Source organism: Candidatus Endoriftia persephonae (assembly GCF_023733635.1).
In the GTDB taxonomy this organism is placed as follows: domain Bacteria; phylum Pseudomonadota; class Gammaproteobacteria; order Chromatiales; family Chromatiaceae; genus Endoriftia; species Endoriftia persephonae.
The window spans coordinates 1504486-1517693 of record NZ_CP090569.1 but is presented as its reverse complement, the minus strand read 5'-3'; the positions used below and the strand labels follow the sequence as shown (position 1 = coordinate 1517693).

Genomic DNA, 13208 nt, shown 5'->3' with positions numbered 1-13208 from the left:
CTGGAACGATTCAATTATTGAGGTTTACCACAATTTTTTAGTCTCACGCCCAATCATGCCATCCGGATTGAATTACTTTTCCAGATTTTTCAGCGCCCACACTGCAGCCTCCACCCGGGAATGGAGGTTGAGCTTTTTCAGCAGATGTTTGACATGCACCTTGACCGTTCCCTCTTTAATATCCAACTCCTTGGAGATCAAGCGATTGCTCATGCCGCAGGAGATCAGCCCTAGAATCTCCTGCTCCCGTGCGGTCAGTTCTACCTCGGCCAGGGCCTTAGGGGCTTCCGCCTCCTCCCGCAGGGCTCGCGCCAGCAGTTGTGTCAGGCGATCACTGATCACCACCTTGCCCTGCACCGCACTGCGCAAACACTCGAGAATATCCTCCGGCTCCATGTCCTTGAGCAAATAGCCATCGGCGCCAAGTCGTAGCGCGGCCACCACATCCTCTTCGTTGTCCGACACGCTCAACATCAGGATGCGTGAGTCGAGTTCCATCTGCTTGATCGCCTTGAGGGTCTCGATCCCGTTCATCCCCTTCATATTGATATCCAGCAGGATCAGATCGGGGTTCAGTTCAACTGCTAGGCGCAGTCCATTCTCGCCGTTAGCAGCCTCACCAATGAGTTGTAGCGACGCCTCCATGTCGATGAGATCTGCCACCCCCTTGCGAAACAGTGGATGGTCGTCAATGGCGAGAACGGAGTAGGTCTGCTGCTCATTCATAGCTTATTTTCTGGATTAGGTTTTCGTGGGAGAGCGTATGGTCACTGTCGGCGATGGAGAAGCTCAGCAGGACGCGGGTACCGCCGCTCTCCGGCTCGTTAATCATCAGCTCGGCCCCCAGCCAGTTGGCACGCTCCTGCATAATCGGCAGGCCATAGTGCTGCATCATGTCGCCCTCTTCATCAATGCCGATGCCGACGCCGTCATCCTCCACCAGGATGGTGACAATGCCGTCCATATCACATTCGATCTTGACCAGAGCACGGGTGGCATTGGCATGGCGGATCACATTCGACAACGCCTCGCGGATGATCTGGATGACATGGATCTCGGCATTCGGACTGAAGCGGCAGTTGGCGATGCGATCAATCAGTTCAATCTCCAGGCCGCCCCTCTCACGATACTCGCGCACTGTCTCATCCAAAGCCGCCCCAAGCCCCGCCTCGCTCATCCGCAGACGGAAGGTGGTCAGCAGCTCCCGCAGCTGGCGATAGGCGCCATTCAGTGCGGAGCGCAACACACCGGAGATCAACAGCAGATCATCCTTCGCCTGCTCTTCCGAGACCGCCTTCTCCAGCCGACTCACCTGGATCTTTAGATAGGAGAGCGATTGAGCCAGAGAGTCATGCAATTCGCGGGCGATCACACTGCGCTCCTCCAGCAGCGACAGCATACGGTTTTGCGAGACCCGCTGCGACAAATTGATCGCCATCGCGATATGGCTGGCGACCGTCTCCAACAGCCGTTGCTGCCACTCCTCCAGCTCTTGCTCAACATTAAACTCCACCAGCAGCACCCCATACTGCTGCTGCTGATCGCGGATCGCCGTGGAGAAGACGTTGACGCACTCGCCCCCCTCACAATCTACTTTAAAAGTATGGGTTTCGCCGTTACCGAGACAGCGCGAACAGTCCCCTCCTCCCGATATCTGCCGCTCGATATCGACCGGACTGGTGGAGGCGAGGCGGAAGGCCTGCCTGTCCCCCACCTGCCCCAGGCAGATGGTCCCACTGCGCACCCCCATCGCCTGTTCGATATCGTGGATCAGAGACTTCAGCACCTCGTCGCTCAGGGAGGAGTCGCTGAAGCGCTTGGCGGTGATATAGAGCAGCTCCAGCGAGCGATTGCTTCGCTCCAAATTAAGGGTCTTCTCCCTGACCCGCGCCTCAAGTCCTTCATAGAGCTTCGAGAGATCCGCCGCCATCACATTGAAGGCATCTCCCAGTTGCCCCAACTCATCCTCACTCGAATGATGACTGCGCACTGAGAAATCTCCACGTCGCGCCGCCCGGGCACAGACCAATAGATCTTTGAGCGGATTGAGCACGGTACGTTTGGTGAGATAGATACTGACTAGCGCCACAAATAGGGTCAGCATCAGAGCGACCAGCTGGATCAGCCTGAGCTGACGATTCTGCGCCTCGGCATCAAGCTCAAGCGCCTCGACAAAATGGTGGATATTGTCAACAAAACTATCGACATGGGAGAGATAGTAGTGACGTTGCTGGGCAATCTGCTGCGCGATGCCCCGCTCGCCAAATGCCGCAGAGGTCAGCTCAAGATAGACCTTGAGGTTGGGGTGGATCTCCCACTGCCACCGCTTCTCCACCCTGTTGTAGGCCTGGGTCACAGACTCACTAGGACCTTTAGTCAATACGGTATGGATACGCGGGCTGAATAGGCGGCGCTCGAACTCTGCAACCAGCTTGCGGGTCACCTCGCCACTCCTTGGCATATCACCAGGAATGCCGTTCGCCATACTGCTGGCAATGCGGTAGGACTGCATGCGCAGGGTGCCAGCCTGATTGATCGCCGCGGCAAATCCCTCACTGGTGTCAGCGATGAACACCGAGCTGAGCATACCTATGACTGCAAGGGCAAAGATGGTTGCCATTGCAATCCCGAGACGCAGCAAAAGCGACCGTTTCAAAGATCAGGCCTCACTCAATTTCGCCAGCTCAGAATAACACCTACGCCAGCCACTGGCCCTGCCTATGAGATAGTCACCCTCGACAATCGAGGCAGCGCAATCGATCCAGGTCATGGATTGCAACCCGATTACGGCTGACCTGGATCAGTCCGTTAGCGGAGAGCCGATGCAGTTCACGAGAAAAAGTCTCCGGCGTCAGATCGAGTGTCGAGGCGACAACCGACTTGGGGGCAGGAAGGGTCACCTCGATGACCAGTTCGTGAGGCGATTTGTCGGCCGCTATCCCGGCGAGATAACTCGCGACCCGCTGCGTGGCGGACTTGAGGCAGCAGGTCTCCAGATCCCCAACCAATCCATACAACTTAACGCTCATATGACGCAGCATTCTGTCGGCAAACTCAGGCCAGGTTTGCACCGCCTCTCGTATCAACGCCCGCCGCAACACCAACGCCTCACCATCTAACATGGCATAGGTAGTGACACGTGCCGGCTGCTCCGTAAAGAGTGTCGACGCACCGAAAGCCCCCCCCCGCGAGATGATACGAATCACCCGCTCAGCGCCATCCGCAGAAAAAATGCTCTGTTTCACCTGGCCCGACATCACCAGATAAAATCCGGCTGAAGTCGACCCACTGTCATAGACCAGCTGGCCGCGCTTGAATGCCAACACACTGGCTCCGGCCTCCAAGAACTCCAGAATCTCCTGCGCCAACCCGTTGAACGGATCACACTTAGAGATAAAGGTCTGATGAGGATGGACTGTGACCCTAATATCCATAAACCTCGGCTCCTTCTGAATAACTAGGCTCCAAGCCAGGAGCACGAGTCTCAATCAGAACGGACCCCTGGTCAACTGGAGAACTGACGGTTTCCATGTTTCACCAAGCGGGTGCTTTTTACGTTGACAATTGTCAATGGCATATTAGGCAGGCTGAATATTTCTATATTCTACTTCAGCGAGATACCCACCCATGAATACAACAACATACCCATTAATTAGTAGCTCCCAAGAAACAGCTTGCGACAGGGACAGCGCACACTACCGCCTGGTTGACAGGCACGCCTCGCACTCCCCCAGCCAATAAAATGGTGTTTTGTACGGTTGAGTGGCCCAGAGCGATCGGGTATGGTTGCGGCCTAGCGGATTTCGGCCTGTTCGACCAACCATTTAGCACAACAGAATAAAGCGGATGCAAGCTAGGGGATCCCTAAACGAAGCAGATTCGTTCAGAGGTTCCCTAGACATCGGCACACAGACGTGACATCGAGCGCCCCCAACCCCACAGCAACACCTGTCTTCGAGGCCAGATCACTGGAGTGCATCCGTGACGACCGAGTGCTATTTGAAGACCTCAGCTTCTGCATCAATCCCGGTCAGGCACTGGTTTTGGAGGGCCGCAACGGCAGCGGCAAGACTTCGCTGCTGCGTATCCTCTGCGGTATCCGGCTGCCGGAATCGGGACAACTGCTGTGGCAGGGCGAGGACATATTCAAACTTGGCCCCGAGTTCCATGAGCATATCTCCTATCTGGGGCACAAAGACGGCAGCAAACTCGATCTCACCCCGCTGGAAAATCTGCGCATCGCCCGCGGCCTGGGCAAGGCAAAAGAGGGCATCTCCCTGGAGGACGCTCTGGACCAGGTTGGCCTCTACGGCTTCGAAGATGTACCGACCCGCAACATGTCGGCGGGCCAGCAGCGCCGTCTCGCCATCGCCCGGCTGTTGGTCACCGAGGCGAAACTGTGGATCCTCGACGAGCCCTTCACCTCCCTCGACCGCAAAGGCATAGAGCATATGGAACGGCTATTCGAGAACCATCTGCGCAACGGAGGCATGGCTGCCATGACCACCCACCACCGCATCGGCTTCCAGAAGGTCGACCTGGTCAGGATCAACCTCTCCGAACGATGAGCACACTCTCTCTTACCAGCGCCTTTGGCCTACTGCTGAAGCGCGACCTAACCCTCGCCTACCGGCGGCGATCAGAGATGATCAATCCGCTGCTGTTCTTCGTTCTAGTGAGCGCCATGTTCCCCCTCGGCATCGGCAACGATCCGAAACTGATCCAGGCAGTGGGGCCGGGGGTGGTCTGGGTGGCCGCCCTGCTGGCCGCTCTGCTCTCACTCGACAGCATGTTTCGCTCCGATTTCGAAGACGGCTCGCTGGAGCAGTTCATGCTCAGCGCCCACCCGGTCTCGATCCTGGTGCTGGCAAAGATCCTCGCCCACTGGCTGATCACCGGGCTGCCGCTGTTCATCGTCGCACCACTGCTGGCGATCATGCTGAACATCCCAACTGAGGCGATCGGCACGCTGATGCTGACCCTAGTGCTGGGCACCCCGGTGCTGAGCCTGATCGGCTCTTTCGGGGTGGCGCTGACCGTGGGACTACGACGCGGCGGGGTGATCCTGTCGCTGTTGGTGCTGCCCCTCTATGTGCCAGTGCTGATCTTTGCCACCGATGCGGTGCAGACCGCGATCGTTGGCATCCCCACCACTGCACAGATCTCCATCCTGGCTGCCATGCTGGTTGGCTCCCTGGCATTGGCCCCGCTGGCCACCGCCGCTTCTCTGAGAATCAGTCTGAGTTGATATGATCGTTCGATTCTTTCACCAAATGGGCTCGCCCCGTTACTTTTATAATGTCGCCGGCAAGATGATCCCTTGGTTTGCCGTCTCATTCCTGCTGACTCTGCTTGCCGGCCTCTACTACGGGTTGTTTGTCGCCCCCGCTGATTATCAGCAGGGTGAGAGCTATCGCATCATGTATATCCATGTGCCGGCAGCCTGGATGTCAATGTTCATCTATATAGTGATGGCGGTTGGCGGACTGATCAGCCTGGTCTGGCGGATCAAGATGACTGAGATCATCATCATCAGCAGCGCCGGGATAGGCGCCTCTTTCACCTTTCTGGCGCTGGTCACGGGCTCCCTGTGGGGCAAGCCGATGTGGGGTGCCTGGTGGGTCTGGGACGCACGACTCACATCTGAGCTGCTGCTGCTGTTCCTCTATCTCGGCATCATCGCCCTCTACAGTGCCATCGAAGACAAGCGGGTGGCAGCCCGGGCGATCTCGATCCTGGCCCTAGTAGGGGTGGTCAATATCCCGATCATCCACTTCTCCGTGGAGTGGTGGAACACCCTGCATCAGACCTCTTCAGTGACCATGAGCGGCAAGTCTGCCATGAGCACCAGCATGCTGATCCCGCTGCTGATTATGTCGATCTCTTTTAAACTTTATTACGGCGCCGTGGTCCTAATGCGCGCGCGTGCCGAAATCCTCGAGCGTGAGCGCAACACCCGCTGGGTGCGGGAGCTGGTGGAGGCTGAGGTAAAATGAGCGAATTTTTCAACATGGGCGGCTACGCCATGTATGTCTGGCCCTCCTACGGGCTGACCTTCGTCATCCTGCTCGTGCACTTTATCGCGCCGCTATTGCAGCGCAAGCGCACCCTGAATGACATTGCCCGCAAGATCCGTCGGGACAGGAGAAAACAGCAATGAATCCGATCCGCAAGAAACGCCTCACCCTGATCGGCATGATGGTCGCCGGTATCGGCGTTGCCGCCTGGCTGGCGCTCAACGCCTTCGATGAGAACCTGATGTTCTTCTTCTCCCCCAGTGAGGTAGTTGCCGGCGAGGCCCCCACCGGCCACCCATTCCGGGTCGGCGGACTGGTGACAACAGGCAGCGTCAAACGCAAACCGGACGGGCTCACCACCGCCTTCACCGTCACCGACAACAAGGCCACTGTAACAGTCGAATATACCGGCATCCTGCCCGATCTGTTCCGCGAGGGCCAGGGCATAGTCGCAATGGGGCAACTCAACCCGGAAGGCACTTTCATCGCCAGTGAAGTACTGGCCAAACACGACGAAAACTACATGCCGCCTGAGGTGGCCGCCGCCCTGAAGACCAGCCACGAAGAGGGTGTGAACAAGATGCAGCAGCAGGTACAGATCCAGTGATACCAGAAATCGGCCACTATGCGCTGATCTTGGCGCTCAGCCTGGCGATCATCCAGGCAATCATTCCCCTTACCGGCTCCTACACCAACTCCTCAGCACAGATGGCGCTGTCGAGGCCGCTGGCCTGGGGGCAGCTGCTGTTTCTCAGCATCGCCCTGGTGGTGCTGGCCAACGCCTTTCTGCAGAACGACTTCTCGGTGCTCTATGTCGCTCAGCACGGCAACACCAAACTGCCCGATATCTACAAGGTCTCGGCGGTGTGGGGTGCCCACGAGGGCTCGCTGCTGCTGTGGGCCTTCCTGCTCTCCGCCTGGAGCGCTGCCATCGCCACTTTCAGCCGCAACCTGCCACTACCGATGGTGGCGCGGGTACTGTCAGTGATGGGCATGATCAGCATCGGCTTTCTGCTGTTCATGCTGCTCACCTCCAACCCCTTCGACCGAATGTTTCCGGTGCCTTTTGAAGGGCGCGAACTCAACCCGATGCTGCAGGATCCGGGGCTGGCGATCCACCCGCCGCTACTCTACATGGGTTATGTCGGTTTCTCGGTGGCCTTTGCGTTTGCCATCGCCGCACTGCTTGGTGGCAAGCTGGACGCCGCCTGGGCACGCTGGTCGCGCCCCTGGACCACGGTGGCCTGGGTGTTTCTCACACTCGGCATCGCGTTGGGCTCCTGGTGGGCCTACTACGAGCTTGGCTGGGGCGGCTGGTGGTTCTGGGACCCGGTAGAGAACGCATCTTTCATGCCCTGGCTGGTGGGCACCGCACTGATCCACTCGCTGGCAGTGACCGAGAAACGAGGCGCCTTCAAGAGCTGGACCGTGCTACTGGCGCTGTTCGCTTTCTCCCTGAGCCTGCTCGGCACCTTCCTGGTCCGCTCCGGGGTACTCACCTCGGTTCACTCCTTCGCCGCCGATCCGGCCCGCGGCCTGTTTATCTTGATCTTCCTGCTGGTGGTGATCGGCGGTTCGCTGATGCTCTACGCCTGGCGCGCGCCTTACATCACCGGCGGCGGACGTTTTGATATGGTCTCGCGGGAGTCGTTCCTGCTCGCCAACAACCTACTGCTGTCGGTGTTCGCCGGGCTGGTTCTGCTCGGTACTCTGGCACCGCTGATCTATGATGCGATGCAGTGGGGCAAGATCTCGGTGGGCTTCCCCTGGTTCAACAAGATGTTCGTGCTGCTCACCCCGTTCCTCGCACTGTTCGTCGGCATTGGCCCGCATGCGCGCTGGAAACACAGCGAGCCGACACAGCTGGTACGCCAGCTGCGCACCGCTTTCCTGATCAGCCTCGCCTTCGGCGCGATCACCCTGCTGCCGTTCTTCAGCGGCGGTGAGTGGCGGGTGGCACTGGGCATGGGGCTGGCGATGTGGATCGCCACCAGCCATGTGGTCAGCGTCAAAGACCGCCTCAAGCACAAGCAGGGCATGGCAGGTTTTCTCAAGGATCTGGCCGCTGGTGGACGCAGCTACTATGGCATGGTGCTGGCCCATCTTGGCGTCGCAATGTTCGTGGTCGGCGTCACCCTAGTCTCCAACTACGGCATCGAGAGCGACGTCCGCATGTCACCCGGCGATAGCGCCAAGATCGCCGGTTACACCTTCAAGTTTGGCGGTGTCAGCGACTACCCCGGACCCAACTACAATGCTCATCGCGGACGCTTCGAGGTAAGCCAGGAGGGTCAGCTGATCGCCGTGCTGGAGCCGGAGAAGCGCACCTACTTCGTGCAGACCCGGCCAATGACCGAGGCGGCCATCGAATGGGGCCTGACCCGCGACCTCTACGTCTCCCTGGGTGAACCCCTTGGCAACGGCGACTGGAGCCTGCGTCTCTACTACAAACCCTATGTGCGCTGGATCTGGCTAGGCGCCCTGCTGATGGCACTGGGCGGCATTCTAGCGATCACCGATCGACGCTACCGCACCGCCCGCAAGCGCGCCGCCCAGCGCGTCCCGGCGGCAAGTACCAAGACTATCGTGGAGGCAAATTGATGGGCCGCTATCTCAGATTCCTCATCCCTCTGGCGATCTTCGCTGTGATCGCCGCCTTCCTCTTCAAAGGGCTCGACATGAACCCGCGGGAGATCCCCTCGCCGCTGATCGGCAAGCAGGTGCCGGAATTCTCCCTGCCGAGCCTGCGCGATCCCGCGGTCATGATCAGTGACAAGGATCTGCGTGGTAAGGTTTATCTGCTCAACGTCTGGGCCACCTGGTGTGTCTCCTGCCGCGCCGAGCACAAGACCCTGGTACAGCTCAGCCGCATGGACCAGGTGGAGATCTATGGCCTCAACTGGAAGGATGATCGCGCTGGCGCCTTGACCTGGCTGCAACAGCTGGGAGACCCCTACATGGCCAATATCTTCGACAAGAAGGGTCGCACCGCCATCGACCTAGGGGTCTACGGCGCCCCCGAGACCTTTGTGGTCGATGCCAATGGCATTATCCGCTACAAGTATGCCGGTCCACTCTCCATCGAACTGATACGCGAGCAGATCCTGCCACTGGTCAAAAAGCTAAAACAGGGAGGTGGAGTATGATCCGTTCCACCATTTTCGCCCTGTGTCTGCTGCTGGTTGCGGCCAGCGCCAGCGCCGGAACCCTGGCTGAGTTCACCTTCGACGATCCGCAACAGACCCAGGCTTTCCGTGAGCTGACAGAAAAGCTGCGCTGCCTGGTCTGCCAGAATGAGTCGATCGCCGGCTCCAACGCCGAACTGGCCCAGGATCTACGCCAGGAGATCTACGAAATGATGCAGCAGGGCCAGAGCAAGGAGCAGATCCTCAGCTTCATGGTGGCCCGTTACGGCGATTTCGTACTCTACGACCCACCGGTCAAACCCTCCACCTATCCGCTCTGGTTCGGCCCGCTGATCCTGCTGCTGATCGGCGCGGTACTACTGGCACGCACCCTGCTGCGCAAGAAGCAGGCCAGTGAAACCGAGCTGGATGCGGAGGAGCAGGCACGACTGCAAAGCCTACTCAAACAATCGTCTGAACCCGGGAACAGCGATAAATGACTCTCTTTTGGACCATCGCGGCGGGGCTCACGCTGCTCGCCATGGGCTTTGTCGTGCTGCCACTGCTGCGCAGCCACATCAGCCAGACCATCACCTCTGATGAACTCAACCTGGAGGTATTCAAACAGCAACTGCAGGAGCTGGACGACGACCTCAACGCCGGCTTGCTCGACCAGGTGCGCTACGATGCCGCGCGCAAAGATCTGGAGAAGGGGCTGCTGCAGGATGTGAATAGCAAGGCTGAGGCTTCGCCGCAGGCCGATAGCCGCGGGCGCTGGGCGCTCGCCTCGGCGCTGCTGGTGCCACTTGTTGGCATCGCGCTCTATCTGAACGTCGGCAGCCCGCAGATCATCCCACAACTCGCGGCCAATCAAACGGGTGCCGCACCCGCCTCCCCCAGCACCAAAGACCTACCACCCATGGAAGAGTTGGTGGCGCGGCTCGCACAAAAGATGCAGGAGCAGCCAGAGAATCTGGAGGGCTGGCTGATGCTGGGGCGCAGCTATCTCTCGATGAAGCGCTACCCCGACGCTATCGCCGCCCTCGATCGGGCGGTGGCACTGGCTCCCGATAATGTCTCCGTACTGCTCGCCAGCGCCGAAGCGGTCGGTGCATCGACCGGCAATAACTTCACTGGTGCTGCCGCAGCACGCATCGAAAAGGCCGTCAGCCTAAGCCCAGGAGACCCCAGCGCACGCTGGATGATGGGCATAGTCGCCTATCAACGTGGCCAGTACCAAGAGGCGATTAGCCAGTGGCAGGCGGCAAAGCAGGCCCTGGGCGCCGAGAGTGATGATCTCGCCAGCATCGATAGCGCGATCGCCGATGCCCGTGAACAGCTCGGTGGCCGGGCTAAACTACCCTCGATCAAACAGTCCACCGACACTCCGGCCAACGCCCCTGAAATGGCAGCGGCTGGCACGGGCATTATCGTTGAAGTCTCCATCGACCCGGAACTGCTCAAACAGGCACGTCCGGAAGATACCGTCTTCATCTATGCCAAGGCGCTGCAAGGGCCACCAATGCCACTGGCCGCCGCGCGCAAACAGGTGAAAGATCTGCCGCTGAAGCTAACCCTCGATGACAGCATGGCGATGATGCCGCAGCTGAAGCTGTCAAACTTTACCCAGGTAAAGGTGGGAGCGCGGATTGCACGCTCCGGCGGCCCCACTGCCAAGTTCGGCGACTTTGAGGGCGAGATCAGCCCGGTGACTACCACTGGCGGAACCACCGTGCAGATCATCATCGATAGGGTCCACCCCTGAACACAGCACCCAAGCGCCCGGGGCTAACCCGGGCGCTTCCCCTACCCTCTACTTTCTCCGCAACAATTCACCCCAGAGCTGTCCCCGCTCAATGTCTGCTATCTCAGCTGTTGCTATAAATAATGAGCATCTGAGACACAAAGGAGGTAGCAGGATGCCCAGCCACTCCACACACGACATCCGCAATATCGCACTGGTCGGACATGCCAACGCAGGCAAGACCACCCTGATCGAGGCACTGCTGCACAAGGCAGGCATGATCGACAGCCCAGGCAGTATCGAGCGCGGCACTACCATCTGCGACTCAGACGATCAGGAGAAGCTGCTGCAGCACTCCCTCGATATCGCCATCACTCACCTGCACAGCGACGGCACACTGATCAATCTGATCGACACCCCCGGCTATGCCGACCTCATCGGTCGCAGCATCAGCATCCTCCCAGCGGTGGAAACTGCAGCGGTTGTGATCAACGCCCAAACCGGTGTGGAGCCGATCACCCAGCGCATGATGGAGGCCGCCAAGCGTCGCAACCTCTGCCGAATGATCGTGATCAACAAGATCAATGCCGAAGATGTCGATTATCAGTCGCTGCTCGGTGCGATCCGGGAAAATTTTGGTGACGCCTGCCTGCCGATCAACCTGCCCGCCAATGGCGGCCAGCGGGTCATCGACTGCTTCTTCCAGCCCGGCGGCGATAGCACCGATTTCTCCTCGGTGGCCGAGGCGCACAGCGCCATTATCGATCAGGTAGTCGAGGTCGACGAGGCACTGATGGAGGTCTATCTAGAGCAGGGCGAGGAACTCTCCCCGGAACAGCTCCACGGACCTTTCGAAAAGGCACTGCGGGAAGGCCATCTGGTACCGGTCTGTTTTGCCTCCGGGCAAAGCGGCGCCGGTATCGAAGAGCTGTTACACCTCTTCAGTCGTCTGATGCCAGATCCCACCGAGGGCAATCCGCCCCCCTTCATGAAGGGTGAAGGGGCAGAGATGCAACCAATCCAGGTCAGGCCCGACCCCGATCTCCACACACTCTGCCATGTCTTCAAGATCTTCAACGACCCCTACCGGGGCAAACTCGGCATCTTCCGGGTCCACCAGGGCAAACTCAAGCCCAACAGTCAGCTGTTCATCGGCGACGCCCGCAAGCCGATCAAGGCGACCCACCTCTATCGCCTGCAGGGCAACCAGCAGACCGAGGTGGAACAGGCGGTGCCAGGTGACATCTGCGCCATCGCACGCATCGACGATCTCCATTTCGACGCGGTACTGCACGACTCCCACGATGAGGACCACCACCATCTGCGCTCCATCGAATGCCCATTACCCCTGTTCGGTCTGGCAATCGAAGCGAGCCGCCGCGGTGACGAGCAGAAACTGAGCGATGCGCTGCACAAACTGCAGGATGAAGACCCCTGCTTTCACATCGAGCACAATCGCAGCCTCAACGAGACCGTGATGCGGGGTCTCGGCAATCTGCACCTGGAGGTGCTGCTGGAACGGCTGAAACGCCACTACAACGTGGATGTGGAGACCCACCCACCAAGCATCGCCTACCGCGAGACCATTACCAAACCGGCTGAGGGGCACTACCGGCACAAGAAACAGACCGGCGGTGCCGGCCAGTTCGGCGAGGTCTCACTGCGTATCGAACCGCTCGAGCGCGGCAGCGGCTTTGAGTTTGCCAACAAGGTCATCGGCGGTGCGATTCCCGGCCAATTCATCCCGGCAGTGGAGAAAGGTGTGCGTCAGGCTATCGAGGAAGGTGCCATCGCTGGCTTCCCGATGCAGGATATCCGTGTCACCCTGCTCGACGGCAAACACCACTCAGTGGACTCAAAAGAGATCGCTTTTTCCACCGCCGGCAAGAAGGCGTTCCTTGAGGCAGCGGAGAAGGCGGCAACGGTGATCCTCGAGCCAATCGTAAATATCGCCATCACCGCCCCTGACTCAAGCATGGGCGATCTGGCGGGTGATCTGGCAGCCAAACGGGGCCAGATCAACGGCACCGACAGCGGCAACAACGGTGAGATCATCATCAGTGGCTCAGTGCCACTGGCTGAACTCGGTAGCTACAGTACTGAACTCAAGGCACTGACCGGCGGCGAGGGTAGCTACAATATAGAGTTCAGCCACTATGAGGCGGTGCCCACCAACCTGCAAAAAGAGTTGGTCAGGCAGAAATAACTTGGCGAATTCCAGCACCAGTTCGAGTCGCTTCTTGAAACGCCCCGACAGCTGAAGCTTGTTCTCACTCCAGTACTTGTTATCTGCCGTAAGAGCGGCTTGAGTAGCGTCTGCTG

At 59.1% G+C, this 13208-nt stretch carries 13 protein-coding genes; 10 read left to right on the top strand and 3 right to left on the bottom strand.

Annotation, left to right across the window (positions count from 1 at the left end; all coding sequences use genetic code 11):
* Nucleotides 1-72: 72 nt before the first annotated feature.
* The 3 genes from narL to L0Y14_RS06870 form a co-directional block, all read right to left on the bottom strand.
* The gene (gene narL / locus L0Y14_RS06880) at nucleotides 73-726 is read right to left on the bottom strand and encodes a two-component system response regulator NarL (protein WP_005959814.1); all 654 of its coding nucleotides are present in this window, start codon (nucleotides 724-726) and stop codon (nucleotides 73-75) included.
* Nucleotides 719-2620, bottom strand: a complete 1902-nt coding sequence (locus L0Y14_RS06875) for a type IV pili methyl-accepting chemotaxis transducer N-terminal domain-containing protein (protein ID WP_050799376.1) — start codon at nucleotides 2618-2620, stop codon at nucleotides 719-721. The genes narL and L0Y14_RS06875 overlap by 8 nt, the downstream gene beginning before the upstream one ends.
* A 109-nt stretch (nucleotides 2621-2729) precedes the next feature.
* Nucleotides 2730-3434, bottom strand: a complete 705-nt coding sequence (locus tag L0Y14_RS06870; protein ID WP_139042056.1) for a Crp/Fnr family transcriptional regulator — start codon at nucleotides 3432-3434, stop codon at nucleotides 2730-2732.
* Nucleotides 3435-3914: 480 nt separating this feature from the next.
* Between L0Y14_RS06870 and ccmA the strand changes: the two genes are divergently transcribed.
* The 10 genes from ccmA to fusA all read left to right on the top strand — a co-directional run bounded on the left by ccmA (nucleotide 3915) and on the right by fusA (nucleotide 13092).
* Nucleotides 3915-4568, top strand: a complete 654-nt coding sequence (gene ccmA, locus L0Y14_RS06865) for a cytochrome c biogenesis heme-transporting ATPase CcmA (RefSeq protein WP_050799335.1) — start codon at nucleotides 3915-3917, stop codon at nucleotides 4566-4568.
* A complete protein-coding gene (gene ccmB / locus L0Y14_RS06860; RefSeq protein ID WP_005959820.1) occupies nucleotides 4565-5248 on the top strand; it encodes a heme exporter protein CcmB in 684 nt (227 codons plus the stop codon). Before ccmA ends, ccmB begins: the two co-directional genes overlap by 4 nt.
* Nucleotide 5249: 1 nt before the next feature.
* Nucleotides 5250-5996 (top strand): heme ABC transporter permease, encoded by a 747-nt coding sequence (locus L0Y14_RS06855; RefSeq protein ID WP_005959821.1) that lies wholly within the window; start codon nucleotides 5250-5252, stop codon nucleotides 5994-5996.
* Entirely contained in the window at nucleotides 5993-6160 is a 168-nt protein-coding gene (ccmD, locus tag L0Y14_RS06850) for a heme exporter protein CcmD (RefSeq protein WP_005959822.1), read from the top strand. The genes L0Y14_RS06855 and ccmD overlap by 4 nt, the downstream gene beginning before the upstream one ends.
* Nucleotides 6157-6624 (top strand): cytochrome c maturation protein CcmE, encoded by a 468-nt coding sequence (gene ccmE, locus L0Y14_RS06845; RefSeq protein WP_005959823.1) that lies wholly within the window; start codon nucleotides 6157-6159, stop codon nucleotides 6622-6624. The genes ccmD and ccmE overlap by 4 nt, the downstream gene beginning before the upstream one ends.
* A complete protein-coding gene (locus tag L0Y14_RS06840; protein ID WP_005959824.1) occupies nucleotides 6621-8618 on the top strand; it encodes a heme lyase CcmF/NrfE family subunit in 1998 nt (665 codons plus the stop codon). The genes ccmE and L0Y14_RS06840 overlap by 4 nt, the downstream gene beginning before the upstream one ends.
* The gene (locus L0Y14_RS06835; protein WP_006474123.1) at nucleotides 8618-9163 is read left to right on the top strand and encodes a DsbE family thiol:disulfide interchange protein; all 546 of its coding nucleotides are present in this window, start codon (nucleotides 8618-8620) and stop codon (nucleotides 9161-9163) included. The genes L0Y14_RS06840 and L0Y14_RS06835 overlap by 1 nt, the downstream gene beginning before the upstream one ends.
* Complete coding sequence (locus L0Y14_RS06830) at nucleotides 9160-9642, top strand: cytochrome c-type biogenesis protein (RefSeq protein WP_005959826.1); 483 nt, start codon at nucleotides 9160-9162, stop codon at nucleotides 9640-9642. Before L0Y14_RS06835 ends, L0Y14_RS06830 begins: the two co-directional genes overlap by 4 nt.
* Nucleotides 9639-10907: a c-type cytochrome biogenesis protein CcmI gene (ccmI, locus tag L0Y14_RS06825; protein ID WP_005959827.1), complete on the top strand. Its 1269-nt coding sequence runs from the start codon at nucleotides 9639-9641 to the stop codon at nucleotides 10905-10907. The genes L0Y14_RS06830 and ccmI overlap by 4 nt, the downstream gene beginning before the upstream one ends.
* 154 nt (nucleotides 10908-11061) lie before the next feature.
* The gene (fusA, locus tag L0Y14_RS06820) at nucleotides 11062-13092 is read left to right on the top strand and encodes an elongation factor G (protein WP_006474122.1); all 2031 of its coding nucleotides are present in this window, start codon (nucleotides 11062-11064) and stop codon (nucleotides 13090-13092) included.
* Nucleotides 13093-13208 lie beyond the last annotated feature (116 nt).

Coding starts and splice junctions, on each gene's coding strand:
- L0Y14_RS06875 (WP_050799376.1), bottom strand. CDS start 2,620: ATGGCAACCATCTTTGCCCTTGCAGTCATAGGTATGCTCAGCTCGGTG.
- ccmE (WP_005959823.1), top strand. CDS start 6,157: ATGAATCCGATCCGCAAGAAACGCCTCACCCTGATCGGCATGATGGTC.
- fusA (WP_006474122.1), top strand. CDS start 11,062: ATGCCCAGCCACTCCACACACGACATCCGCAATATCGCACTGGTCGGA.
- L0Y14_RS06835 (WP_006474123.1), top strand. CDS start 8,618: ATGGGCCGCTATCTCAGATTCCTCATCCCTCTGGCGATCTTCGCTGTG.
- ccmB (WP_005959820.1), top strand. CDS start 4,565: ATGAGCACACTCTCTCTTACCAGCGCCTTTGGCCTACTGCTGAAGCGC.
- ccmD (WP_005959822.1), top strand. CDS start 5,993: ATGAGCGAATTTTTCAACATGGGCGGCTACGCCATGTATGTCTGGCCC.
- L0Y14_RS06855 (WP_005959821.1), top strand. CDS start 5,250: ATGATCGTTCGATTCTTTCACCAAATGGGCTCGCCCCGTTACTTTTAT.
- L0Y14_RS06870 (WP_139042056.1), bottom strand. CDS start 3,434: ATGGATATTAGGGTCACAGTCCATCCTCATCAGACCTTTATCTCTAAG.
- narL (WP_005959814.1), bottom strand. CDS start 726: ATGAATGAGCAGCAGACCTACTCCGTTCTCGCCATTGACGACCATCCA.
- ccmI (WP_005959827.1), top strand. CDS start 9,639: ATGACTCTCTTTTGGACCATCGCGGCGGGGCTCACGCTGCTCGCCATG.
- L0Y14_RS06830 (WP_005959826.1), top strand. CDS start 9,160: ATGATCCGTTCCACCATTTTCGCCCTGTGTCTGCTGCTGGTTGCGGCC.